The 26128-nt window shown below is 36.3% G+C and carries 19 protein-coding genes; 12 read left to right on the top strand and 7 right to left on the bottom strand.

Translation table 11 applies throughout. The annotated features are described in order from the left end of the window. Positions 1 to 46: 46 nt before the first annotated feature. The 3 genes from HW347_RS09800 (at position 47) to HW347_RS09790 (ending at position 2302) form a co-directional block, all read left to right on the top strand. A complete protein-coding gene (locus HW347_RS09800) occupies positions 47 to 349 on the top strand; it encodes a carboxymuconolactone decarboxylase family protein (protein WP_214611718.1) in 303 nt (100 codons plus the stop codon). A gap of 352 nt (positions 350 to 701) precedes the next feature. Then, entirely contained in the window at positions 702 to 1052 is a 351-nt protein-coding gene (locus HW347_RS09795; RefSeq protein WP_214611717.1) for a RidA family protein, read from the top strand. Positions 1053 to 1093: 41 nt separating this feature from the next. Continuing rightward, on the top strand, positions 1094 to 2302 hold the full coding sequence (locus tag HW347_RS09790; protein WP_214611716.1) for a MalY/PatB family protein: 1209 nt from the start codon (positions 1094 to 1096) through the stop codon (positions 2300 to 2302). 91 nt (positions 2303 to 2393) lie between these two features. On the opposite strand, the gene HW347_RS09785 is transcribed toward HW347_RS09790, so the two are convergent. The 4 genes from HW347_RS09785 to HW347_RS09770 all read right to left on the bottom strand — a co-directional run bounded on the left by HW347_RS09785 (position 2394) and on the right by HW347_RS09770 (position 7952). Then, positions 2394 to 2957: a TetR/AcrR family transcriptional regulator gene (locus tag HW347_RS09785; protein WP_214611715.1), complete on the bottom strand. Its 564-nt coding sequence runs from the start codon at positions 2955 to 2957 to the stop codon at positions 2394 to 2396. 244 nt (positions 2958 to 3201) lie between these two features. Continuing rightward, positions 3202 to 3684 (bottom strand): DMP19 family protein, encoded by a 483-nt coding sequence (locus HW347_RS09780; RefSeq protein ID WP_214611714.1) that lies wholly within the window; start codon positions 3682 to 3684, stop codon positions 3202 to 3204. Between the two features lie 201 nt (positions 3685 to 3885). After that, positions 3886 to 4401, bottom strand: a complete 516-nt coding sequence (locus HW347_RS09775; protein ID WP_214611713.1) for a hypothetical protein — start codon at positions 4399 to 4401, stop codon at positions 3886 to 3888. Between the two features lie 317 nt (positions 4402 to 4718). Beyond that, positions 4719 to 7952: a ligand-binding sensor domain-containing protein gene (locus HW347_RS09770; protein ID WP_214611712.1), complete on the bottom strand. Its 3234-nt coding sequence runs from the start codon at positions 7950 to 7952 to the stop codon at positions 4719 to 4721. Positions 7953 to 8559: 607 nt separating this feature from the next. Here HW347_RS09770 and HW347_RS09765 point away from each other — a divergent pair. From HW347_RS09765 to HW347_RS09730, 8 genes are all read left to right on the top strand, one after another. Then, positions 8560 to 10014: an NAD(P)/FAD-dependent oxidoreductase gene (locus HW347_RS09765; protein WP_214611711.1), complete on the top strand. Its 1455-nt coding sequence runs from the start codon at positions 8560 to 8562 to the stop codon at positions 10012 to 10014. 57 nt (positions 10015 to 10071) lie between these two features. Then, positions 10072 to 10209: a hypothetical protein gene (locus tag HW347_RS09760; protein WP_214611710.1), complete on the top strand. Its 138-nt coding sequence runs from the start codon at positions 10072 to 10074 to the stop codon at positions 10207 to 10209. Next, positions 10209 to 10403, top strand: a complete 195-nt coding sequence (locus tag HW347_RS09755) for a DUF6132 family protein (protein WP_214611709.1) — start codon at positions 10209 to 10211, stop codon at positions 10401 to 10403. Before HW347_RS09760 ends, HW347_RS09755 begins: the two co-directional genes overlap by 1 nt. A 167-nt stretch (positions 10404 to 10570) precedes the next feature. Beyond that, the gene (locus tag HW347_RS09750) at positions 10571 to 11872 is read left to right on the top strand and encodes a TolC family protein (protein WP_394370279.1); all 1302 of its coding nucleotides are present in this window, start codon (positions 10571 to 10573) and stop codon (positions 11870 to 11872) included. A 42-nt stretch (positions 11873 to 11914) separates the two neighbouring features. After that, positions 11915 to 12997, top strand: a complete 1083-nt coding sequence (locus HW347_RS09745; RefSeq protein WP_214612139.1) for an efflux RND transporter periplasmic adaptor subunit — start codon at positions 11915 to 11917, stop codon at positions 12995 to 12997. Positions 12998 to 13136: 139 nt separating this feature from the next. Then, positions 13137 to 16370 carry an efflux RND transporter permease subunit gene (locus HW347_RS09740; RefSeq protein WP_214611707.1) on the top strand — a complete coding sequence of 1078 codons (3234 nt, stop codon included), beginning with the start codon at positions 13137 to 13139 and terminating at the stop codon, positions 16368 to 16370. Between the two features lie 11 nt (positions 16371 to 16381). After that, positions 16382 to 16687, top strand: a complete 306-nt coding sequence (locus tag HW347_RS09735; protein WP_214611706.1) for a hypothetical protein — start codon at positions 16382 to 16384, stop codon at positions 16685 to 16687. Between the two features lie 18 nt (positions 16688 to 16705). Then, positions 16706 to 16912, top strand: coding sequence for a YgaP family membrane protein (locus HW347_RS09730; RefSeq protein WP_155597136.1), 207 nt, complete (start codon positions 16706 to 16708; stop codon positions 16910 to 16912). A gap of 81 nt (positions 16913 to 16993) precedes the next feature. Here HW347_RS09730 and HW347_RS09725 read toward each other — a convergent pair whose 3' ends face one another. Both HW347_RS09725 and HW347_RS09720 read right to left on the bottom strand, forming a co-directional pair. Continuing rightward, positions 16994 to 19291, bottom strand: a complete 2298-nt coding sequence (locus HW347_RS09725) for a TonB-dependent receptor (protein ID WP_214611705.1) — start codon at positions 19289 to 19291, stop codon at positions 16994 to 16996. Between the two features lie 81 nt (positions 19292 to 19372). Continuing rightward, positions 19373 to 19750, bottom strand: coding sequence for a hypothetical protein (locus tag HW347_RS09720; RefSeq protein WP_214611704.1), 378 nt, complete (start codon positions 19748 to 19750; stop codon positions 19373 to 19375). A gap of 286 nt (positions 19751 to 20036) precedes the next feature. Between HW347_RS09720 and HW347_RS09715 the strand changes: the two genes are divergently transcribed. After that, on the top strand, positions 20037 to 24206 hold the full coding sequence (locus HW347_RS09715) for a hybrid sensor histidine kinase/response regulator transcription factor (protein ID WP_214611703.1): 4170 nt from the start codon (positions 20037 to 20039) through the stop codon (positions 24204 to 24206). A gap of 133 nt (positions 24207 to 24339) precedes the next feature. Here the strand turns inward: HW347_RS09715 and HW347_RS09710 are convergent, their stop codons facing one another. Next, on the bottom strand, positions 24340 to 26127 hold the full coding sequence (locus HW347_RS09710) for a RagB/SusD family nutrient uptake outer membrane protein (protein WP_214611702.1): 1788 nt from the start codon (positions 26125 to 26127) through the stop codon (positions 24340 to 24342). Position 26128 lies beyond the last annotated feature (1 nt).

Here is a 26128-nt window from a genome sequence, read left to right as displayed (position 1 = left end):
CTGTCTTTATTTGTACATTTGAATTCAACATTAAATTTGAAGTACTATGTATGACATGAAACAATTGAGTAAACTAGGAAGTTTAGGTAAAATGGCACCTGCTGCAATGGAAGCTTTTCAAGCATTGGATAAAGCAGCTATGGGCGAAGGAGCAATTCCTAAAAAATATAAAGAATTAATAGCTTTAGCAGTAGCACTTACTACGCAATGTCCTTACTGTCTTGAGATTCACAAGAATCATGCAGTGGAAGCAGGAGCAACCGAAGAAGAATTAGCAGAAACAACGTTTATTGCAGCAGCATTAAGAGCAGGTGCCGCAGTTGTTCATGGAACACATATTATAAAGTAATTCTTTGTACTTAATAATTTTGTCAGGCTTTTAATGGGTACTTGTTTTATCTAATTTGGATTTTTGAAATGAGTATTAAATTATTGAAACTTCTGGCAGAGAACAACAAGGCTATAATCAGTGTCCTTTTGCATCTTAATATGTTTTAGGGCAATGATTATAGTACCTGTTGTACTTGGTGTAATTCTTTTTCATCAATATTCTAATAATCAAGTTTAAAGTCTTTTATTTATAATGTACAAGTCTCCCAACCGCATGCATTTGTGTTAGGAAAGTGTACATAGTTGCAATGAGTTCCTCAGTAAAAAAATTATATGTATTCATTTTGCATTTTAACCAATAACAAAAACTGATGTCGATAACAAGAATAGATACAACGCCGCGTATGAGTAGGATTGTAGAGCATAATGGTACAATTTATCTTTGCGGTCAAGTGGCAAAAGATGCTACTAAAAGCATCAAAGAACAAACGGTAACAACCCTAGAAAAGGTAGAAGAATTGCTTAATAAAGCCGGTTCTGACAAAAGACACATCCTCTCGGTAACCATTTATATAAGAGATATGAAAGACTTTGCTGCCATGAATGAAGTTTGGGATGCCTGGGTAGAGGAAGGGCATCAGCCGGCACGTGCATGTGTTGAAGCTCGTATGGCCAGACCTGAATTGCTCGTAGAAATGTCTGTAGTTGCTGCAAAGAAATAGCCTTTAATAATCTAGTACTATAACGCTTCCTAATTTTTAAAATGATGTCATCTAACACATACCAATTTAATCAAGTATTAGAAAGAAAAGGAACCAATGCTATGTCCGTAGAGGGGTATAGAGGTTATCTTTTTGATACAGATGAAGATCTTAGTGGTAATTATCCGGAAGAAGATTTTATTAAAATGTGGGTTGCAGATATGGAATTTGCGATTGCACCAGAAATTATCAATGCTATGAAAGAGCGCTTAGAACACCCGTTATTGGGATATTCTATGGTAGCTGACCCTTCTTATGCGTTGAGTTTTCTGCAATGGTGTATAGACCGTTATAAATGGAGGTTTAACATAGAACATTTAGTACATGCTAAAGGTGTTATTCCCGCTTTATATGATTTGATCGGTTATATCTGTAAAGCAGACGAAAAAGTATTGATTGTTACGCCTTCTTATGCGTTTTTTAAGCACGGAACCGATTATAATGAGGTAGAGTTGGTCTGTTCTGATCTGATAGAAGAGAAGGGCAGGTTTCGCATGGATATGGATGATATTAAAAAGAAAGCGTCAGACGAGAAATGTGTTTTGGCGGTTTTCTGTAACCCTCATAATCCTACCGGGAGATTATGGTCCCAAAAAGAATTATTAGAGTTTGGCCAAGTTTGTTTAGAAAACGGATTGACTATTATATCTGATGAAATTCATTGTGACGTACTCCGTAAAGACAAAATCTTTACACCTTTGGCAAGTCTTTTTCCTAATTCAGATAAGATTATTACTTGTATGGCGCCAAGTAAAACATTTAACCTTGCTGGTAATTTGTTTGCTAATATTATTATTCCCAACGATGAATTGAGAACTAAATACAATGAGAATTATGTGCCTGTAGAAAACCCATTGAGTATTGTAGCAGCTAAGGCTGCTTATTCAGAAGGTCATGCTTGGCTCATTGAATTGACAGATTATTTAGATGATAACTTTAAGTACTTAAAAGAACAATTAGATGAACATTTGCCTCATACAAAGTTCATTATTCCTGATACAACCTATTTGGCTTGGGTAAATGTTAGTTATTATTTTGCTGATAATGAAAACCTAACATTGTATTTCGCACGAAATGCAGGGGTTTTATTGGAAGGCGGAAATATGTTTGTTGCCAATGCAGATGGCTATATTAGATTAAACCTTGCTTGCCCTAGAGTAATATTAGAAGAAGGTTTGCGTAGAGTTATAAAAGCTGTTTTAGAAAAGTAGTTGCTTTAAGTGTTGTTCGTCAAAGTAATTATTAGCGGCATTACTAATTAGACAGTCTAATTTTAGTCTGTCTATATGGGCGTAAATTGCTTTATTCTAATATTGTGGAGCACAAATTCTTTGCTTCCTCAATTGGCCAATCTGCTTGATGCAAATAACTTTCACCTACTGCGCTTTCGTAGAGTAAATATATTTTTCGAGAAAGTGAGTTAATTTCTTCTTCTTTAATATCCTCTAAATTAGTCGTTATCAGTTTTGAGATAAATTCAATAAACGCATTTTTTTGCTGTTGTATCTCATTTCTAATTACTTCATTATTCCCCGAAATTTCTGAAACTGTTTTGATAGACCAGCAACCATTAAAGTCTTTGGTCTGAAAGAGTAATTCAAGAAAATCGAAAATAGCTAGTATTTGCGCTTTTCCTTTTGGTTTGGAAGAGGTGAGTTCTTCAATATCTTTAGTGAAACCGGTGTCTTTAAACCGCAGATAGGCAATACAGATATCTTCTTTAGATTTAAAATGTCTGTAGAGTGTTGCTTTAGCAATACCAGCTTCGGAAATGATTTCATTTATCCCTGTAGCATTATAACCATTCTTATAAAATAAGGAGGAGGCCGTCTCAATGATTCTATTTTTTATTTCGGAGTGTTTCACGGGACAAATATACAAAAAGCAGACAAGTCTGTCTACTTTTTGAATTACAGGCAGGGGTAAGGTTATGATTAGGAACGAATCGTTACACACGAACCTTTACGTTTAGCACCGACTGTAAATATAAAAAAGCTGGTAAGCTATGTGAAAGGCAAGATGAGATAAGGAGTTTTAAGGTAGAAGAAAACAGGAATTTGGTTTAGAAAATAGGAGGGAGGCTTTTTTTAGGAGGTTTTGTTGTAACATATTATTTTTCAAAGTCAGCTTTATTAGCTTTTACAAACTTAATAAGCAGATTTGGCAAGTCGTCAATTTCCCATATTCCGGTTTCCTTATTAGGTCCGTAGAATTTAAGGTCTAACGCATTCCAGTATTCAGAAGATTTTTCCCCAATTAAATTCAAAACCTCACCTCTTTTATCCCTGTCTTCAGGAACAAGTCCGTCAGGAAATTGGTCGTTAGCTTTTTTAACTACTCCAGCAGTTATTGTAGCTCCAATTTGTTTTAGAGTATCTACCGTTTCCATTGCATAATCTCCGCTTGAATTCCAGTAAAATTGTTTAAATCCGCCATTATTAATTTCGCGTTGTAGGTTTTCAATAATTAGCAAAACTCTTTGAGAAGAATTCAATTTTTCTATCTCTTGTCCGTAGTTTGATATTTCATTTAAATACGTATCTATTTCCGTAACAATCAAGTCCTCTCTATCCATTTCTAATACTGTTTCCAAATTAAATTTGGTTTTAGAATTGCGATTTGTAAAGAAAATATTTGATAGAAACAGCCAGATTTTTTTCAATGATAATTATTTTATTTTTCTATTTTAAAGCTAAATCAATAAAATTTAGCGGTTTGTAAATAGGCACAGACCTTGTGATTTTGCCCTAAGGTTTGTATTATATTTAGGTTTTGTTGCAAATTATTTTCATGGTCAGTTTTCGTTTTTGAAATACCTTTTGCTTTTTCCTAAAGTCCATATATTCAGGACTCTGTTCTTAAGTCCATTTATGCCATCAGGCTCCACAATTTCAATCTCGGTAATTCCGATTAATGCGATGCTATATTTTTTACTTTCTAATAAATAGCCGTCAATATAGATTTCGTTTTGTTTGTCCAGTCCGAAAAATTTATTCAGTTCTGATTGAGTTTTACTTATTAAACTATCTTTTAAATCGAATAATACGAGTCCGTGTTCTGTGAGGTTATAATAGTCGCTGAGTTCTCTGTTTTGTTTGTCTATTAAAACATACATTTCTTTAATTTTTTCTCTCGCCTCTTTCTCTGAAGTTCCAAAACGATTCATTAAAAAATCATTTCCAATAATGTTTTTATTGAAAATTAAGAAGGGTTTTTGGGTTTTAGCCTGTGGTAATTTGAAATATTTATCTTGTGAAAACGTAGTTAATGGCACAAATAGAATGAGAAGTAAAATTATGAATTTGTACATTTTATTTTGTTTAACAGTGCTTGTATATGTCCACAAGCACACATCTATCTAAATATGAGGGTAACCATGGCGCTTTTTAGCCTGTTTAAATCGGTATTATAGCTGCAATATAAATAATCATGTCGTCTGATTCTTACAGAATACTGTATTATTTAATGAAGGGGTGTTTTTTGAATAAGAAGATTACGGAGTTAAACCGTGTGTTTTATTTACGCATATACTAGTAGTCAACTTTAAAGAGAGAATCTCTCAAATGAGCTGTCACAGCCCAAGAGTTATAAAATTGTAGTAGTTGTAATTGGCAATAGAAGATTAGATTATATCTTCCCTTTAGGTAAACTGAGAATAAACTCAGTGCCTTTCCTCAGTTCGCTTTTAATTGTAATAGACCCTTCTAGCTTTTCAACCAGTGTTTTAACAATAGCTAAGCCCAACCCATGGGAACTTTCCCCATCCGTTGGTCGTGCAGAGAGTTTTTGAAACATTTTAAATGCTTTATTTTTATCAGCTTCAGACATACCAGGGCCGTAATCTTTGAAGGAAATAATTATTAGGTCGTTACTGGAGTTTACGGATAAATCAATTTTATTTCCTTTGTTTGAAAACTTAATTGCGTTGGTCATTAAATTATCAAAAATACGGGTCACCAATTTTTGGTCCGTATGAATTATGAGAGGCTTTTTGTCAATAAACGTTCTTAGTTCTTGACCTTTTTTATCTAACCTGGTTATATAGCTTTTTCCCCATTCTTCTATAAATTCAGAAAGCTCAATGTCTTTTAATTCAATTGTTTTTTCTGGGTGATTAACATTACTCATAAAGAGCAAATCTGTGATTAGGCTATTACCACTTTTTACAGATTTATTAATGTACCCAATGTATGTTTTTTGTTCTTCATTTAAGTTCTCATTACTTTCTAAAAGCTGACTAAGACCTTGAATATTATTAAGAGGGCCTCTGAGGTCATGAGCCATAATCCCAATGATACCATCCTTTTCTCTATCTAGTTCCTCTAACTTTTTGTTGTTCTCTACCAGTTCTTTTGTTTGTTTAGAGACCTCTTTTTGAAGCATGGCTTCCGTTTTTTTCAATCTATTGATCCGTAAATAATAGAAAGTAAAAAGAGACCCAATAATTAGTAAAATACTAAGGATTCTAAACCACAGTGTTTTCCAAAAAGGTGGTTTTATGTAAATAGTTAGTGACGTTTCTTGCTCATTCCACACACCTTCATCATTGGAGCCTTTAATTTTTAATACGTATGTTTTTGGGTCTAAATTTGTAAAATTTAAATCGTGTTTACTACCATATTCAACCCAACTATCATTAAACCCTTCTAATTTGTATTTGTATTTATTAATTTGGGAATTTGTGAATTCTAAAGCAGAAAATTCAAAGGTTAAATTGTTTTGGTCATAGGATAAATCTATGGAGTCCAATTCGGAAATATTCTTATCGAACGATATGGATTCATTGTTAACCTTAACATCTGTAAAAACTACATTAGGAATGTGCGGGTTACTTTTTATGTCGTTAGGGTTGAAAACCGTAAACCCAGATGTACCTCCTATGAGTAAATTTCCGTCTAACCCCTGTGCATGGGCTCCCATGTCTAGAATATTGTTTCCGGGTACTGTAATATTTTTGAATTCTATATTTAGAGGGTTTGTTTTTGACAACCCATTGGGAGTTGTTAGCCAAATATTACCGTCAATACCTGGTAGAATACCAAATATGATATCACTTGGTAGACCATCATCTATTCCGTATTGCTCAAATTTTTCGGATTTAGGATCAAATATGGCTAAGCCACTTCTGGTTCCAATCCACAATCTATTGTTCCTGTCACGGTATAAGGAACGAATTTTATTTCCAACAATACAGTTGTCACAACCTTCTTTATATTCCCATAATTTAAACTCTAAAGTATTGGTATTAAGCAAGAGCAAACCTATGTCAGTACCTATCCATATTTCAGATTCAGAAGCTGTTAACATGCATTTTGCATCTAAGCTAAATATGATGTTATTGGGATTGTCTTGTGAGTATATATGCTTGGTTTCGCCTGTAATAGTATTGTAGGTAACTAAGCCAGCTCCTACGGTTCCAATTAACAGTACACCATCTTCTACCTCATATAAGGTTTGAATGTGTCCTATTTTAGTTGCTATTGGATTATTTATAAAATCTAATTCTAAGATGAACCGATCTTGCTTTGGATTGTATTTATAGAGTCCACCACTTTGTGAGCCTATCCATAAGTCATTGCTTTTGGAACGAAGTATAAAACGGATTTTTGGAGTATTGACATCAGCTCTATAATTAAAATCCTTTTTATAATTTTTAAATAGATGAGATGTTGGATTGAATCCGCTTAACCCATTGTTAGTTCCTACCCATATCGTACCGTCTTTATCCTGCAACATTGCTCGGACACTGTTATCAACCAATGAATTGCTGTTGTCGTTGTCTTTTTCCCAATGATGAAAGTTCAGGTTTTTCAAATTGAATTTATTCAATCCGTTTCCTGTGGTTGCCATCCAAATGTTTCTGGATGTATCTACAAGTACATCTTCTATGGAATTACTACCTATTTTGTAAGCAGAGTTGCCATCTGCCTTATAAACAGTTATCTCGTGTGTCTTTCTATTATAATTTATTAAACCGCTACCATTTGTACATAACCAAATACTCCCATTATTGTCATTGTAAATTTTCCATATATACATGCCATTAAGAGCACTTTTACGTTCAGGATCTAATGCCACTTTTTTAAATGGAGTAGTTAGTGTGTTTAATATGGCTAATCCATTGTCAGTACCTACCCATAAATTGCCTTTAGAGAAATATAGATCATTTATAAATTCTGAAGGAAGTACATTTTCATTGGTATTGTTTAAATGAGGTTTGGTGAATTTACCACTGGAGGGAGTAAAGTAGTAAAGCCCTTGAAACTCGTCTCCAATCCAAAGATTTCCCTTTTGATCTTCAGTTATAGCTTTTACGGAGAACTCACAATTTTCGCATTCATTGGGTTGTATCCAGCGTTTAAAGGTGCCTTTGGAGCGATTTAGTAAATTCAAACCACTATTTGTAGCTACCCAAAGTCTTAATGTACTATCCTCGTATATTCTATGTACCGTGTTACTGCTAATAGAAGTTGAATCATTTTTTCTATGGGTAAATCTCGTTATAACGTCTGTAGTGGTATTATAAAGGTTTAGTCCACCACCTTCTGTTCCAATCCATATATTTCCATTAGAATCTTCTAATAGAGCAGTAATCCAATTTTCTGAGATGGTGTTACTATTGTTTGGGTCATACTTAAATACTTTAGATTGATACCCATCGTATCGGTTCAATCCGTTATTGGAGCCAGCCCAAATGAATCCTTTGGAGTCTTCAATAATGCATGTAGGATAATTAGATGAAAGCCCATTTTCAAGTCCAATTTTTTCTAAAAATTGATTACTAGATTGCGCATTAAGGCCCAGTATCATAAGGATATATAATACCGAGGTTAAGAGCACCCTAGTGGGGAAACGTTGCATTTATCAATTATTTTTACTGTATAATCATCCTAAAATTAGACCTTATATAAAAAGTAAAACTCTTTTTAGGAAGTAATAGTATCTGTTACTGTTAATCTTGTTTTATCAATCCAAGCGGTACAAAACGCGTCTACATTTTCTTTAACTCTAGTATTGTAAAAATTTGAACTCGTTTATAATCTGATTGAGCTTTGTTAGTTAGTCTACATTTTGCAATCTAGCTAATGAACTTTTTTATCTTACTAGTGCTTTTTTTATTGTTTTGTAACAATTGTATATGTACCCTAGTACATACCTCTCAATACTAGGGTATAAAACCACTCTGTTGAGTCTACCCATGTTTAGACTATAACTGCAATATAAATAATCATGTCACCTACTTCTTACAGAATACCGTATTATTTATAAACTATTTGCAACAAACCCGTCAATATTCGTTTACACAATTATTTTTCTTCTGAGCAGGTTGTTTCTGTAACAAAAGTAGCTGTGAGCGCTTTGTTAAATACTGAAATTTACAGTGTTAGTGTTGTTGGTTCTTAGTCAATAATAATCAGGTTGGTTGTTGTTTTTTAGGAATGAACTTCATACCAAAAATCCAAACAAAATGTCTAAAATAGTTATACTAGGAGCTGGAATTGCAGGTCACGTGGCCGCCACTCACCTAAGGAGAAAATTATCAAAAGAACATGAAGTAGTCGTTGTTTCCCCAAACGGAAATTACCAATGGATACCTTCTAATATATGGGTAGGTGTGGGAAGGATGAAGTCGGAAGATATTCTTTTTCCCCTAACACCATTATATAAGAAAAAAGGGATTGACTTTAAAAGGGCCAAGGTGACAACCTTTCACCCAGAAGGGGATACTGAAATCTCAAAACCTTATGTAAACGTGCAGTATGTTCTTGAGGAAGAAAAAGGCAGAACGGAAAAAGTAACCTACGACTATTTGATTAATGCTACTGGTCCAAAATTGGCTTTTGACCAAACGGAAGGGCTTATGCCCGCAACCAATAAGACCTATTCTGTATGTACCTATACCCATGCGGAACATGCATGGCAAGGATTGGATGCCCTCATTGAAAGAATGAAGAAGGGTGAAAAAGTAAAAATTCTAATAGGTACAGGTCATGCCAAGGCAACCTGCCAAGGGGCTGCTTTTGAGTATATTTTAAATGTAGAGAAAGAACTTCACAGACATAATGTGCGAGATATGGCTGAAGTTACCTGGATTTCTAACGAATATCAATTGGGAGATTTTGGTATGGATGGCGTTCTGCTTAGCTACGGCAGTAACATTATGAAGTCTAGTGAATTGGTTGAAATGGTTTTTGAAGACCGAGGCATAAAATGGATTCTAGGTGCCGGAGTAAATAAAATAGAAGACGGTATAGCCCATTATGAAAATTTGGAGGGCGAGCAAAAATCGGAAACCTATGATTTTGCAATGCTCATTCCTGCTTTTTCAGGGCATGGGTTCAAGGCTTACGATAAAAATAATGAAGAGATAACAGATAAGCTTTTTAAAGGCTTTATGCTGGTAGATGCAGATTACAGGCCAAAACCCTATGAAAATTGGAGCGTGCAAGATTGGCCAGAAACGTATCAGAATCCGTCATATAAAAACATATTCGCGCCAGGTATTGCCTTTGCACCTCCACACGCCATTTCTAAACCAAGGGTAAGTAAAAACGGAACAGCTATTTCGCCGGCACCGCCACGTACGGGAATGCCATCGGGAATTACGGCCAAGTTGGTTGCAGATAATATTATAGATGTCATTAAAGGGAAAAAAGAATTACAGCACAAAGGATCTATGGGTAATATGGGCGCAGCATGTATTGCTTCTGCAGGTTATGGCATGACACAAGGAAGCGGAATTAGCATTACCACATTCCCTATTGTTCCCGATTTTATAAAATATCCAGAAACTCATGGTAGAAAATTGGGCAAGACCTTTGGTGAAATTGGTTTAGCTGGCCACTGGTTAAAACTGGCATTGCATTATGCCTTTATGTATAAGGCCAAAATGAAGCCGTTTTGGTGGCTCATTCCTGAGTAAAAAGTAGGACAGCGATTATTCATTATTGGTAAGTGGTTTAATTTGAAATAGAAAAAGATGAAAAGAATATCAAAATCAAAACGATTCATTATGAGGAATCCTATCATTCAATTCTTCAAGTTCATTTGGTTGAGTTTAAAGATATTGATTGTTGTGGCCGGAGGCCATGGTGGTACCCGAAAAACAACATTATAATGATAAGAAAAACAGTATGGCTTACAATGCTTGGTATAGCTGTAGGAGCAATTGCCGGGTATGTGTATTATTCAGAAATTGGGTGTGTTTCTGGTACTTGCGCTATCACCTCCAAACCACTGAACAGTACGTTGTACGGAGCTCTTATGGGAGGGTTGTTATTTAATATGTTTGTGAAATCTCCTCAGAAATAAATTAGTTAGAAATTAAATAATATAGGTAAGTCAACGAAAGGCACTTCGGTAAACGAGGGGCCTTTTTTTATTCCGTAGAATGAGCGATGCAATACTTTTTTGAATGGTAACAATGGTTACTGTGGAGCTAGGAACGCGACCGTAATTTTGTAGAAAATAAATTAATGATGAAGTATATTTTCTTGATATTGGTTTTTCTGGGAGGTTCCTTTTTTGCAGAAGCACAGGAAACACTACTGATTACAAAAGCTGAGGTCATTGCCAAGGTAAACGAAAACAACAACACCTTAAAAATGGCGGAACAAGATGTTTTGGCAGCTTTGGGAGATTATAGGCAGACCAATGCCACCTTGTTGCCTAGTATAGGAGTTTCACATACGGGAATAGCAACTACCAACCCGTTAATGGCATTTGGTTCTAAGTTAAATCAATCTATTTTGACTTCAGGTGATTTTGCTCCGGATTTACTGAACAATCCTAGTCAAATTGAAGATTTCGCTACGCGAATAGAGGTACAACAACCACTGGTTAATTTTGATGGCATCTACCAACGCAAGGCGGCCAAGTCCAAGTATAATGCCACCAAGCTACAGTCAGAACGTACTCAGGAATATATGTCGCTGGAGATAGAAAAGGCATATATGCAGCTACAGTTGGCGTATAAAACGGTAGAAGTTTTAGAAAAAGCAAAAGAAGCCGCAGTAGAAAACAAACGTATTGCAGACAATAGTTTTAAACAGGGATATCTACAGAAATCAGATGTTCTTGCCGTAGAAGTCCGTGTAGGTGAGATACAGAACCAGTTGCAGTATGCAAAGAGTAATATTCAAAATGCATCTAATTACTTATCGGTTTTAATGGATGATAAAACCTACGCAATCTTACAGCCCACAGATTCACTAACGGTTACAATTAGTGATGCGGCCGTACACCAGCTTTCTGAAAACAGAGCGGATATACTAGCCATGTCATCTGCAAGTAATGCTTACGGACAAATGCACAAGGCAGATAAAATGAGCTTCTTGCCAAGGTTAAATGCATTTGGGACCTATGAACTTCACGATGACGAAATTTTTCAAGGAGCTTCCAACGGATATTTGTTCGGGGCCGAGCTAAAATGGAATATTCTAGAAGGAGGCAAGCGTTACGGAAAAGCTCAAAAAAGTAAAGCGGAATACGAAAAATCAAAAATAGAATTAGAGCAATATACAGCTGAAAGTCAGGTAGAGCTGAATAGGGCCAAACGTTCGCTCCAAGATGCCAAGAACAACTTGGAGCTTACGGCCCTTGCCCTAGAGCAGTCCAAAGAATCTTTGCGCATACGCACCAACCGCTTTCAACAGGGATTGGAAAAAACGACCGATGTATTAATGGCCGAAACCCAATATGCCCAGAAACAACTGGAATATTACAGCACCATTTTTCAACATAACTATGCCATGGCATATGTACAATTCTTGACCAAGTAATAAACTACGATACACTTTTACCTAGTACTTAATTCTAAAATGATGAAAAATAGAAATTACATAATAACAGCAGTTCTAACAATGACACTTGTATTGGCTAGCTGTGGAGAAACAGAAAAGAAAGCGGTTGTGGATAATTCCCCGGCGGTTCCCGTTCAAGTGCGCACGGTAGCTGAGAATACAGAGAATTCGTTCGTAACGTCTAGTGGTAAAATTGAGGCGGCCAAAAGTGCCAATATCAGCACCCGTATGATGGGGTATGTAGATAAGATTTACGTGAAAGTAGGGGATAAGGTAAAAAACGGCCAATTATTATTGAGTGTAAACAATGCAGATGTTTCCGCCAAGCTTGCACAAGTAAATGCAGGAATAACAGAAGCAACGGCAGCCTTTACCAATGCGGAGAAGGATTACCAACGTTTTACAAATTTGTTCAATGAGAACAGTGCTTCGCAAAAAGAGCTAGATGATATAACGGCCAATTATAATATGGCTCAGGCGCGTTTGGAAAGTGCAAAACAAATGAAAAACGGAGTGAACGCTCAAATGGGGTATGCCAATATTCGGGCTCCTTTTGCCGGAGTGGTAACGAACAAGTTTATAAACGCAGGCGATATGGCCAACCCGGGAATGCCATTGTTGGAAGTAGAGTCTCCTGAAAAACATCAAGTTTTGACTATGGTAGCAGAATCAGAGATTTTGGATATCAAGCTTAATACTGAAGTAACAGTTCTTATAAAATCATTGCATAAAACAGTAAAAGGTAAAGTAACAGAAGTGAGCAGCTCTGCCAAGAATACAGGCGGGCAATACTTGGTAAAGGTGATGTTGGATGCCTCTGATGCTAAGATTTTATCCGGTATGTATGCCACGGTTCAGTTTCCTGTTGAACGAAAAGCAAATGCCAGTGCCATTATGATTCCTACCGAAGCATTAGTTGAAAAAGGCCAATTGACCGGTGTTTATACCATAAGCCAGAGCGGTACCGCTTTGTTACGTTGGTTACGTTTAGGACGCGTTTTTGGCGATAAGGTGGAAGTACTTTCAGGATTGTCTCAAGAGGAACAATACGTTGTTTCTTCTGAAGGAAAATTATTCAATGGGGTAAAGGTTAGCGTACAGTAAAAAGATAGAGAAGATAACGAGCGATTGCGTTAGGGAGTGCAACGGATACCCCACAATGCTTTTGATCTGGATACAGATAAATAGCATGAGGAGTAGAAGTGAAAAGCCCGCCCGAACGCCCAAAATAATATAAATAGCGATGAAAGAAGGATTAGCAGGTAAAATTGCCAAAATGTTCATAGGTAGCAAGTTAACAGTGTTGTTAATGGTTGTTTTTATGGTCATTGGGGTATACAGTTCGTTTTTGATTCCGAGAGAAGAAGAACCTCAGATAGATGTGCCTATGGCCGATATTTTTGTGGGGTACCCTGGTGCGAGTCCTACTGAAGTAGAGTCGCGGGTGATTAAGCCTTTAGAACAATTAATATCGAATATTAAGGGAGTGGAATATGTGTATTCTACGTCTATGAAGGAGCAGGGAATGGTAATTGTTCAGTTTTATGTGGGTGAGGATATTGAGCGCTCATTTGTAAAACTCTACAACGAAATTAATAAGCATATGGACGAGATGCCGCAGGGCGTAACGTTTCCGTTGGTGAAAACCAGGGCTATTGATGATGTGCCTATGCTTGGGCTAACCTTGTGGAGCGAAAATTACGATGGGTACCAGTTAAGCCAAATGGCGCAGGAGTTGGAAAGTGAAATCAAAAAGGTGAACGATGTTGCGGTTACCCATAAAATTGGTAATCAGGACCGCCAGTTGCGCGTGGTTTTAGATAAGGATAAATTGGCCGCTAGCGGATTGGATTTTTTATCGGTTTCTGAAATGATCAAGGCGAACAATGCGCAGTTAAGCTCGGGCAGTTTTGATAAAAATGACACGGAATTTTTGATAAATACGGGTAGTTTTTTGGCATCGGTTTCCGATGTTGAAAACCTGGTAGTTGGCGTGCAACAGAACCAACCCGTTTATTTAAAGCAAATTGCGAACATTATTGATGGTCCTGAAATTCCACAAAGTTATGTGTCCTTAGGTTTTGGACAGGCAAGTGATAAGGTAACCGATTATAAATCTGAATACCCTGCCGTAACCATTTCCGTAGCGAAAAGAAAAGGTGCGGATGCTATGAAAATTGCAGATGTTGTTATTAGTAAAGTTGAGTATTTACGCGAAAATTTAATCCCCGATGATGTTCATGTAGAAATTACCAGAAACTATGGAGAAACGGCATCGCATAAAGTATCCGAACTTCTGTTACACCTTATTGGTTCTATTATTGCCGTGACGTTGGTAGTTATGTTGGCTATGGGCTGGCGCGGTGGTCTAGTGGTGTTTTTATCTGTGCCGGTCACGTTTGCGTTGACCTTGTTAAGTTATTACATGTTAGACTATACGCTGAACAGAATTACCCTTTTTGCTTTGGTTTTTGTTACCGGTATTGTAGTGGATGATTCCATTATTATAGCCGAAAATATGCACCGGCATTTTAAGATGAAACGCTTGCCTTTTAAACAAGCCGCGTTGTATGCCATTAATGAAGTTGGTAACCCAACCATTTTGGCAACTTTTACCGTAATTGCTTCCGTATTGCCCATGGCATTCGTATCGGGATTAATGGGTCCATATATGGCTCCGATGCCTATTGGTGCTTCTATTGCCATGATTTTATCCTTGTTTGTTGCTTTGACCATTACACCTTATTTAGGTTTTGTTTTCCTAAGAGAAAAGGATAAGAAAGGTGAAGTAGTAAAGCTACAAAAACCTTTGGAGGAAACTTTTATCTATAGAATTTATAATAAATATGAACGACCACTTATTGAAAATAAAAGCAAACGATGGTTGTTTTTAGGCGTAACTTTTTTATTGCTCATAGGCTCTGTGATGCTATTTTTCACGAAATCTGTAGCCGTGAAAATGTTGCCTTTTGATAATAAAAATGAGTTTCAAATAGTGATTGACATGCCAGAAGGAACTACTCTAGAACGTACTGGGGTGGTAACTCAAGAAATTTCTCAGTACTTATCTACGCGCCCAGAAGTGGTCAATTATCAAAATTATATTGGTACTTCCGCACCTATTACTTTTAACGGTTTGGTACGACACTATGATTTACGTGGAGGTAGCAATATGGCAGATATTCAAGTGAATCTTATTGATAAAGAGGAGCGTTCTGCCCAGAGTCATGATATTGCAAGATTGCTTAGACCGGATATTCAGAAAATTGCGGCCAAGTACAATGCGAACGTAAAATTGGTAGAAGTTCCTCCAGGACCTCCTGTGTTATCTACTATTGTTGCAGAGGTGTATGGACCAGATTATGACGAGCAGATCAAGGTTGCTAACAGTGTTCAAAATATTCTAAAAAACACAGATGATGTTGTAGATATTGATTGGATGGTTGAAGACGACCAAACGGAATATCAATTTGAGATTGATAAAGAAAAAGCAATGCTTTATGGTGTTACGCCACAGCAGATTGCTTACACCATGAATATGGCATTGTCCAATAGGGCCATAACCAATTTATACGATGAAAATGCCATTGATCAAGTAGGCTTGGTATTGGCTTTGGATGAAAAAGAGAAATCAACTATTTCTGATATTTCTCAGTTAAAAATTATCTCTAAACAGGGTACTATGGTTCCTATTGCTGACTTGGTAGATATTACAGAAACTATAAGTGCAAAGAGCATTAACCATAAAAACCAAAAACGAGTGGTGTATGTAATGGCAGATATGGCGGGAGAATTAGAGAGTCCGGCATATGCCATTTTGGGAATGGAAGAAAAGCTAAAAGAGATAGCCTTGCCAAAAGGGTATACTATTAATGAGATGTATTTAGGGCAGCCTGAATTTGAAGATAACTATACCGTCAAATGGGATGGGGAATGGCAGATTACACTAGAGGTATTTAGAGATTTAGGAATTGCCTTTCTAGGAGCTATTATTCTAATTTATATTTTGATCGTAGGATGGTTTCAGAACTTTAAGGCGCCTATTGTCATGATGGTGGCCATACCCTTATCATTAATAGGAATTGTTTTAGGACACTGGATAATGGGTGCATTTTTTACTGCAACCTCTTTTATAGGTATGATTGCCTTGGCCGGTATTATGGTACGAAACTCTGTACTGTTAATAGATTTTATAAACTTACGGCTAGAAGAAGGTGTTCCTATAAAACAAGCTGCTATTGAAGCTGGTGCCGTACGTACAATCCCTATTTTGTTAACTGCGGGAACGGTGGTTATTGGAGCTTTCGTTATTTTATTTGACCCAATATTTCAAGGTTTGGCAATTTCTTTAATGGGCGGGACTATTGTTTCTACCGTATTGACCTTGTTGGTGGTACCGTTGGTCTATTATCTAATAGAGCGCAAGAACTATCCTGAAACGGAAATGAAAGAAGTAGAAGATAAGATAGAAGACTAAAAAAGATAAAGATGAAATTACTAATCGTAACGGTCGTACACGAATTTGAAAAGGAAATCTTGCGACTCTTTAAACAAGCGAAAATAGATAGTTTTAGCAGTTCAGGTATTGATGGATATAAAAATCATACCGAAGTGTTACGAGCTGCTAGTTGGTTTCCCAGCGAAAAAGAAGGCGTAGAATCTAGTTTGTTCTTTTCTTTTGTTGAAGAGGATAAAATTGATGCTCTTTTTATACTGATCAAAGAATTCAATACAACCTTGAAAACTAGTAATCCTATAAAGGCAGCTGTAGTGCCTATTGAAAGGGCTATTTAATATCAAAAAACAATCAAAATGCTAAATACATATTTTAGAGTTATCGTTGGTGTAATGGTTTTGCTAAGTGTTGTTCTGGCCGTGTATGTAAATATAAACTGGTTGTGGTTTACCGTGTTCATAGGGGTAAACCTTATACAATCTGCATTTACAAAGTGGTGCTTGTTAGAAACTATTCTTGTAAAGTTAGGCGTAAAGAAAGAAGGGAAAGGTTGTAGTATCTAAACTACTAAATTTTAGAGTATATCAAATAAAAATGCCCATTGAACTTTATGTTTAACGGGGCATTTTTGTTTATGAATAGGATTAAAACTTGTACTGAACAAAAGCTGATAGGTTTCTTCCTGGATCATTGATAGGAACACTATCAAAATCTGTTTGATTGTTGTAAGAGAAATTTAAGTGGTTGTTATATGTTATATCAAATACATTTAAAGCGGCAACTCCTATAGTAATATTTTTAAAAGGAACCACGCCTAAACGAATATCCAAAACATTATAACCATCTGTTACAGTTTCTCCAAAAGAAGAAGCAATGTTATCTTGTTTTGATGTTAAGGTATAATTGGCATTCGCCCAGAATTTTTCTTTTTCAAAGCCTAGTTTAAATCTAGTTACCAAAGGTGGAACTAGAGGCAAGGATTCGTTTAGGTCTTTATTCTTAGCGTATACATAAGACAGCTCCGTAGTAAAATTAAAATTATTTAAAAAGTCTACACCGGCGTTTACCTCAAATCCTGTTTTATAAGCATCGTTCAAATTTCTATAAACTTTTACGCTTGTGGGTTCTTGCATGGGCATGAACTTTCGGCTTTGGGTGGGGTCTATAACGGCTACAATATAATTCTCATAGAAAGAATAGTAAAAAGAACTACCATAATTAAACTGGTCAAAACCATTGGCCTCCAAAGGTATTTTTCCTTTAAAACCAACCTCGAATTGATTATTGATCTCAGCATCAAGATTAGGGTTGCCAATATATTCATAAGAATCTTGCCCTACGCTAAAATGATTGATGAAACGCTCAACCATATTCGCAGAACGAACGCCTCTACCATAGGCAACCTCCATTAAAAACTGACTAGATAGGGCATATTTGATAGATGCCGTACCGCTTATGTTATGTTCTGTACGTTTATCTAAATCCGTATATAATGCAGCAAAATCTGCTTCAGGGTCTCTTATATCGGATATCACTCCATCATATCGCAAACCAGCCGTTAGAATGGTTTTGTTGCTGATAGGGTATTTACCTTCCACAAACAATCCAAAGTCATTGATATAAGAATCTTGCCAAACCTTATCCGTAAATTCCATTGGTGTAGCCAAGGTACCCATGGCATTTTGTTTAACCAGTCTAGTACGTTGTCCGTCCCTAGCAATATGAAGCATATCAACACCAGTAAACAAGGTTAGCTTTTCAGAGGGTTTAAACTCCAGTTCTAATTTTCCTCCTGCGGTAACCGCATCTACAGAAGAAACGGCATCTACCATCATAAAAGTGGGGCGTTGGGCATTGGTCATCAAGTGATCTACATAACTGTAATAGACTTTGGCATCCAAACCTTTGAGTACACCAGTCAGGCCATTTAAGTTATAATCCAAAGAAAAGATAGAACTATCGTCCGTTTCTGTATCCATAGGAAGTCCGGCATGTAATACGTCTCTTCCGTATGATTGTCGCCAATGTGCTTGTAGTCGCTGGTTTTCGGTAAAGTTATAGCCAACGCGTAATCCGTAATCCAAACTTCTAAAAGACGAAGGAATTTCAACGCTATCACCATCTTCATAGTTGCCAAAATCTCTAAAACCTACGTTGCCCACCACATCATATTTTTCTGTAGCCTGTTGTAAACGTGCCATAGAAACCAATGAGTTTCCGTTACTTTCATAACCCGCTTGAACGCTGCCGCTAATACCATAGTCATCAATTCCAGGTTTTTGAGTAACCAAATTAACGATGCCACCAAATGTAGCCCCGTAACGCACGGTATAAGGGCCTTTAATGATTTCTATTCTTTCTATTTCTTCAGGAATAACATGTGTAGTAATAGGGTCCATCCGGTTTGGACAGGCGTGCATGGCTTTGGTGCCGCCATCAAACTGTACATTTAACTGCTCATATTGGGTAGCTCTAAAAGAAGGGTCAATTGCATAATTACCCCGTTTAATGAGGGAGAAACCGTTGAGGTCGTTAAATAGGTCGGCAACATTTCTAGGTTGCACTATTTTCTTGACGTAGTCATTTGTTACTGCGGCAAATACAGGGTCTATTTTTGCGTTACCGGTTACCATAACCCCATGAACCTCAAAAGGTTCTTCCTCCATAAGAAATTGGTTTGTGGTATTATTAGGAGATATAAATTGTTGTATCGTTTTATAACCCATATAAGAGATGGTTACGGTAGTACCTTTTTCAGGAATGGAAAGTTGAAAATTCCCATTTGCATCGGTATAAGTGGCACTGCCTTTTTGAGAAAGAACATGTGCTTGAGGGAGGGGACTGTTATTTTGGCTATCTAATACCTTTCCGTCAAAATTCTGAGCCATACTAAGTTGACCAATTGTGAACAGTAGGGATGCCAATAGATATTTGAAATTCATAATTTGAATAATTAAAATTATACATGTAAATACTTTCGAACGCTGCTAAAAGCTTTCGGAATAAGAGGTTGAAGTATAATTTTAAACTCTGGGAGGATGTTTAATTTGGTTCATTAAACGGAAGTAGTAGTTATCCGTATAGGATACATCAAAAACGTGTGAAACAAAGACAGAAGGAAACTCAATAGCATAAACGGACTGTAAGAATAGAACAGTTTCAATTTTTAGAATATCAAGATTTATAGGCTCTTTATCGTTAGGGTTCTCTTGTGCCATCATTTGAGAAAGAGCACATTTTCCGTCGCAATGTAGCTCTGGGGTATTCTTATTTTCGCAAAGTGTTTCAATAAAATTCTCGGTGAACAAAGTATAGTAACCAATAGTCCCTGCAATTTTTAAACTGCTTGCCAGGGTTATGGCCAAGAATAGAATTGATATGAGTAGTTGCGATGGTTTCACTCCGCAAATTTAGGAGCAACTTTTGGTTTAGAATGTGACAAAAGTCACCTTATGACCATTTTTCAAAAATAATTGGATAAAAAAGTCCGATTTAAAGAAAATTATTCAATTTTCTGCTCTTACATCTAGTAGTAAGGTGCTAACGTATTCTCACTAAATATTAATATAATGTTACCGTTCACTCAAAATTATTCCCGATTTTACTGTGGTTCTAGTGCATCTTTTCGTAGATTTTCCCCTTAAATTATATTTGTTGTTTACGCACACGATAAAGTCCAATCCGTACATGGTTACTGTAAAACCTATTTATTTATTGCTTCTACTTCTCTCAACAACATTGAGTGCACAGTTTAACACCCTAAAGTTTGAGAATTTTGAAACGCCGGAAGGGTTGTCTAGCAGCACTTGTTCAGAGATATTTCAGGATAAAGAAGGTTTTCTTTGGTTTGGTACTATTGACGGACTCAATAGATATAATGGCTATGAATTTGAAATATTTAGGTCGGTTTTAAACGATACCACTTCCATAAGTAATAATAGAATAAATACGATAGCCGAAGATAGATATGGAAAACTATGGGTGGGAACCAATAACGGTTTAAATGTCTATGATAAGGAAACTGACAAATTCACGCATATTGATCTCTATGGCCCCTTATCCTTATCAAGTAGCCCTAGAAAGATTATAAACGATGTGGTTTATGATGACAAGGGCAATGATATTTGGGTAGCTACTGAAAATGGAGTTATTAAAATTAAACTTACGGATGTAGATACGCTTCATAACTTAAAGTTTTCATACTATTTAAACGATGCTACAAATGATAGGTCTTTAGATTCCAACAACGTTAATTCTATACTGATAAGTAAGGATGAATTATGGATTAACACAGACGGGCAATATCTTAATAAATATAATAGGTCCAAAGATGATTTTGACAGAGTATTTATTGATAGTGGCAATCCCTACGAACTAAACCATATACCTAAAAGAGTATTTATAGATAGCGATGGTGATTTTTTAATAGGAAATGATTTATCTGATATGATATTTTGGATTCGAGATAAAAACGAATTTGAACACCTTTCTTTGGTAGATTTTCATATTCCGGTAAGCAATATCTATCAAGATGATAACGGTATTTTTTGGTTGTCAACAGATGGCCATGGCATTTATTTATATGATAAGAAACAAGGGAAAATAACCCAGCAAATTGTAAATAACCTTTTTGACCCTTTCTCACTGGCTAATGATAAACCCTCTATAATATACGAGGACAGGAATGAGATTTTGTGGATAGGAAGTTATGATAAGGGAGTAAGTAAATTGGATCCATCAAAGTATTCCTTTGGTCATTATTATCATCAACCTAATAGTCTTGAAGGGCTTAGCGAGAAAATAGTACAGTCTGTATTACAAGACGCAAAAGAGCGAATTTGGTTGGGTGCTTATAATGGAGGCCTTAATCTATTTGATGAAAAGAATGAATCATACAAGCATTATAAGAATGTTCCCGGTAATGCAAACTCCTTATCATCCGATAAAATTTTATATACGTTTGAGTCCTCTGACGGTAAAATTTGGATCTGTACTTTAGACGGTGGCCTTAACAGTTTTGACCCGGAAAAAGAGGTTTTTAAGCGTTATGAAAATGACGTATTTAACCCTAAATCTATAGGTCAGAATTCTGTGTGGGCGGGTTTAGAAGATTTTGAAAAAAGAATTTGGATTGGCCTGCGTACAGATGGTCTAAACCTTTTAGACCCTAAAACGGGAGTATTTAGCAATTACAGGAATACATCCTTAAAGGATATAGGTTTAACTAGTAATGTTATCCTGTATTTGTATGTAGATTCTAAAAAACGGTTATTAATAGGAACTACTCTTGGGTTGAATATAGTTGAGCTAGATAAGCTTACTGAGTTTGCTCCAAAAGATATAGATTTTGCAAGGGTTTATGAAGAAGGAGTAGAGGGAAATAGAATAAATTTTATAACCGAAGATTATAAGGGAAACATATGGCTGGGTACGGACTCAGGGATTTTTGTTCTTGATGAGAACCTAAAACAAATCAAATCATATTCCTCGCATGATGGCCTTCCTAATAACTTGGTAGTTGGTCTCCAAGAAGATGATAATCACAATTTTTGGATTACCTCAAAAAGTGGACTTTCTTTCCTAAATCCGGTAACGAACGAGATTAGAAACTTTAATGTTCATGACGGACTGCAAGGTGCAGAGTTTCAAACAAAGTCAATAGACAAGACCAAGGATGGTAGAATCTTGGCAGGTGGGCTAAACGGGTTTAATATATTTCATCCGGACAATATAAAATTACCTGCAGAAGTAAAACTGCAACCGCTAATTACAAGCTTTAAACTCAACAACAAGAAAGTAGTTAAAGGCGATTCTATAAGTGGGCGTGTATTGATTAACAGTGCGTTGGATTCCATTGGGGAAATCAAACTAAAGTACGATGAGAACTATATCTCCTTTGAATTTGTAGCGCTATATTTTGAGAACCCGGAGCAAGTGCAATACGCTTATAAAATGCAAGGGCTTGATGATGATTTTGTAAATATTGGAAACAATAGGGTGGTAAACCATTCTAACCTTCAACCAGGTAACTATACTTTTGAAGTAAAGGCATCTGTGGATGGTAAATGGGTCAATGCCGGTTCTGCAAAGATGAATATAGAGATTTTGCCCCCGTTTTGGAAAACATGGTGGATGTACCTTATTTATGCCATTGCCGGCGGTTTTCTTCTTTGGGCGGTAATGTATTACTACACTCAAAAAGTAAGAGAGGGTCAAAAGCACGAGCTAGATCAGATGAAACTTCAGTTTTTTGTAAATGTTTCGCATGAGTTTAGAACTCCATTAACTTTAATCTTAAATCCTGTAGATAAGATACTTTCTAGTATTAATGAGTCTAGCCCTATGATGAATTCGGCACAGACCATACAGCGTAGCGCCAGAAGGTTATTGCATTTGGTAAATCAGCTTTTGGACTACAGAAAGATGGATGTTGGGATGATGCCTTTGCAATTGGAAAAAGGAAACATTGTGAAGTTTTCTGAGGATATTTTTATGCTCTTTAAAGGCTTGGCAGATCAGAAGGAGCTGACTTATACGTTTACGTCAGATTCAAAGAAAATACAAGCTCATTTTGATTTGGACAAAGTCGAAAAAATAATAACCAACTTAATTTCCAACGCTATAAAGTTCACTCCGCCAGAAGGAACCATTGAAGTATCCATAAATAAGATTACTAAAAAAGTGAAAACATACGACTCGGTCCTCTTCATCAGAGAGAAGATGGGCGATTATGTAGAAATTATAGTGAAAGATACCGGTAGAGGATTGGATAAGATACAATTGAAAAACATTTTTTCTAGGTTCTATAATTTAGATCCATCAAAAACAGGAACGGGCATTGGGCTAAACTTTAGTAAAGCTTTAGCTGAAATGCACGGAGGCGATATATCTGTTGAAAGTCAATCTAAAAAAGGAAGTAAATTTACAGTCAGGTTGCCCTTGAATCTTGATGAGGAAGCCATAGAAACCGAAAATATTAAGAACGAGTTTCGTATTAATTCCATGAAAGCGGTGGAGTATGAAATGCTTACGACCAATGAATTGGTAACAAGCAAAGATTTTCAAGAACAGACAGGAGATAAAGACCGCCCAACAGTTCTAGTTGTAGAAGACAATAAGGAGTTACGGACACATTTAGTAAATGACCTTAGGGAGTTTTATCAAGTAAAGCAGGCCGCGAATGGAGAGAAGGGGTTAAAAATGGCTAAAAAACATTTACCAGATATGATTATAAGTGATGTTATGATGCCCATAATGGATGGTTTTGAGCTTTGTAAGAACCTTAAAAACGAATTTGAAACCTGTCATATTCCTGTATTATTACTAACCGCTAAAAGTTTGGATGATGATAGGGTAGAAGGGTACCATAGTGGAGCGGATGGTTACTTATCGAAACCGTTTGTGACTAGAGTTTTAATTGCTCGTATCAACAACTTACTAGAAACCAAAAAGAGGATAAGACAACGGTTCTCTGAAATTGGGGGCATCTTTCCTGCAAGTGAAGTTACTACCAATACTATTGATGAGGTGTTTTTGGATAAGGTCACAAAAACTATTTTGGACAATGTTGGCGATATGGATTTTAAACAGGAGGATCTCCTAAAAGAGTTGGGAATCGGTAGATCTCAATTGTACAGAAAAATAAATTCTTTAACAGGCAAAAACCCGAGTCATTATATGCGTACGGTCCGTTTACGGCATGCTTCGGAGCTATTAAAAGCGAATAAGTATTCCGTTAAGGAAATATCCTATATGACCGGCTTTAATTCTACAGCGTACTTTAGTAAAACGTTCCGGGAGCTATTTAATGTAACCCCTACGGAGTTTATAGATCAGCAAGAAAGCCAAGATAGCTAAAGGTAGCCCTTGTCTTCTAGCTAGAAATTAGCACAAAAGAAAAGGCAGCTGTAGGTGGAATACAACTGCCTTTTACTAAACTAACTCAAAACTAAACAAACAATTTATCCATATAAATGGATGCTCAAAAATCTTACCACCCTGGGTTTTGCTTTAAACTAGAGCTCAATACAAGTTCTTCTAATGGTAATGGCCACAGATAATTCTTGTGATTAAATGTTCTAAAACTTGCAGGGTCAATTATTAAGGCTCGTACTGGTCCCACCCCAGAAGGGTAATTATCAACAAAACCATAAATAGCAGTTGATGGATCAAAAAGATCAATATTAGACTCGTATTCAGTTCCTTCAATTACAGCTCCAATTATGTTGTTACTAAGTAAATCTACAGCTGTATCCCATCGTCTAATATCATTCCAATGATTATTATCTTCCATGTATAATTCAACGGTTCTTTCTCTTCTAATCTCCTCTAACATATCTAAGTCGTTAGAAGTAACCAATGCATTAGTTAAAGGAGCAATGCCTGCTCTATTTCTAATTAGGTTAATAGATATGTCTAAATCAGCATCAGAAATAGAACCATCACGCTCATACAATGCTTCAGCATAGGTAAGTAATATTTCACCATATCTTAAGTGAGGATAATTATAAGATTCTTCACGAACACTTCTATACTTATTCCAAGTGGTAAATTTTTGATTGGGTAAATTAGAATTATTAACATTTGAAATTGCTAAAATTGCATTTGATCCATCAACTGGTGCTGATCCCCCTCCAAAATTTGCCCACATTCTTCGGTCTCTATCAATAAATTGATCAGATTGTTTAGCATAACCCATAAATTGAGTATTACCGGTAGCGGTTATAGGTAAACCATTTAAAGTGGAATACATATCTAGAGCAACTTGTGTGGCAGAATTTCTACTTTCATTTATCTGCGTAAATTGAGAACGTATTTGATCGTTTGCTGCATGGTCAAATATACTTTGAATAATGAATTCGTTATTTGATGCTTTGGTGTAGCCTCCAGGGTTTGAATCTGCACCTTCTAAAGAAAATAACCATTTATATGAATTATTTTCCATAAGTGGGTCTGCATTTTGGTTCCAAATTTCAAAATCACCACTATCTATTACTTCTTTTGCTGCTGTAACTGCCTGTGCGATATAAGCATCTGCGGTAACTGTTGGTCCACCAGACCCTTCAAAATCGGTAACAGTACCTACGTATTTTTCCCAAGTACCTTCAAATAAAAGTACACGTGCTTTATATGCTGTTGCGGCAATACTACTAATTTTTCCAAGATCAGAACCTACAGCTGTTGCGGGTAAACCTGCAATAGCTAAATCTAAATCTGCTAAAACTTGTGTTACAAGTTCATACCTACTATTTCTTGGGGAATCTAAAACTTCATCATCTAAACCAGCTACTACGGTCATAATAGGAGCGCCACCAAAGCGTTTTAATAATCTAAAGTGATGGTATGCTCTAAAAAAGTAAGCCGTTGCAATTGATTCACTTATCTCTGATGCGCTACCGCCATTTGCAACATACTCTTCTCCTTTTTGAATTAAAGTATTTATATCTCTAAGATACCAATATGCATTTTTCCAATACGAGTCCTCAAATGTTGGGTTATTAACTCCTTGTCCAAAGTCTTGAGCATACCCGTTTAATTCTGTGCCGTAATCTGAAATTTCTGCAAAACCGTCATTGTCTCCAGATCCAGTACCAGGGTTTGATGCTTTTGGGGAATGTAGCCCACTGTAAAAATCGTTAGCACCATCTTCGAAATCTTGCGGATTGTCAAAGAAGACAATCTCCGTAACACTATCTAAATCTTGTAAATCTAGAAATTTATCTTCACAGCTCGTCAATAGGAATACGGCTGCTGAAAATAGGGTTATTAATTTTTTCATT

Source organism: Zobellia barbeyronii (genome assembly GCF_018603515.1).
Classification (GTDB): domain Bacteria; phylum Bacteroidota; class Bacteroidia; order Flavobacteriales; family Flavobacteriaceae; genus Zobellia; species Zobellia barbeyronii.
This window is presented reverse-complemented; position numbering and strand designations above follow the sequence as displayed.

Coding starts and splice junctions, on each gene's coding strand:
- HW347_RS09715 (WP_214611703.1), top strand. CDS start 20,037: ATGGTTACTGTAAAACCTATTTATTTATTGCTTCTACTTCTCTCAACA.
- HW347_RS09730 (WP_155597136.1), top strand. CDS start 16,706: ATGCTAAATACATATTTTAGAGTTATCGTTGGTGTAATGGTTTTGCTA.
- HW347_RS09735 (WP_214611706.1), top strand. CDS start 16,382: ATGAAATTACTAATCGTAACGGTCGTACACGAATTTGAAAAGGAAATC.
- HW347_RS09725 (WP_214611705.1), bottom strand. CDS start 19,291: ATGAATTTCAAATATCTATTGGCATCCCTACTGTTCACAATTGGTCAA.
- HW347_RS09765 (WP_214611711.1), top strand. CDS start 8,560: ATGTCTAAAATAGTTATACTAGGAGCTGGAATTGCAGGTCACGTGGCC.
- HW347_RS09795 (WP_214611717.1), top strand. CDS start 702: ATGTCGATAACAAGAATAGATACAACGCCGCGTATGAGTAGGATTGTA.
- HW347_RS09745 (WP_214612139.1), top strand. CDS start 11,915: ATGAAAAATAGAAATTACATAATAACAGCAGTTCTAACAATGACACTT.
- HW347_RS09760 (WP_214611710.1), top strand. CDS start 10,072: ATGAAAAGAATATCAAAATCAAAACGATTCATTATGAGGAATCCTATC.
- HW347_RS09750 (WP_394370279.1), top strand. CDS start 10,571: ATGAAGTATATTTTCTTGATATTGGTTTTTCTGGGAGGTTCCTTTTTT.
- HW347_RS09755 (WP_214611709.1), top strand. CDS start 10,209: ATGATAAGAAAAACAGTATGGCTTACAATGCTTGGTATAGCTGTAGGA.
- HW347_RS09770 (WP_214611712.1), bottom strand. CDS start 7,952: ATGCAACGTTTCCCCACTAGGGTGCTCTTAACCTCGGTATTATATATC.
- HW347_RS09775 (WP_214611713.1), bottom strand. CDS start 4,401: ATGTACAAATTCATAATTTTACTTCTCATTCTATTTGTGCCATTAACT.
- HW347_RS09710 (WP_214611702.1), bottom strand. CDS start 26,127: ATGAAAAAATTAATAACCCTATTTTCAGCAGCCGTATTCCTATTGACG.
- HW347_RS09800 (WP_214611718.1), top strand. CDS start 47: ATGTATGACATGAAACAATTGAGTAAACTAGGAAGTTTAGGTAAAATG.
- HW347_RS09740 (WP_214611707.1), top strand. CDS start 13,137: ATGAAAGAAGGATTAGCAGGTAAAATTGCCAAAATGTTCATAGGTAGC.
- HW347_RS09790 (WP_214611716.1), top strand. CDS start 1,094: ATGATGTCATCTAACACATACCAATTTAATCAAGTATTAGAAAGAAAA.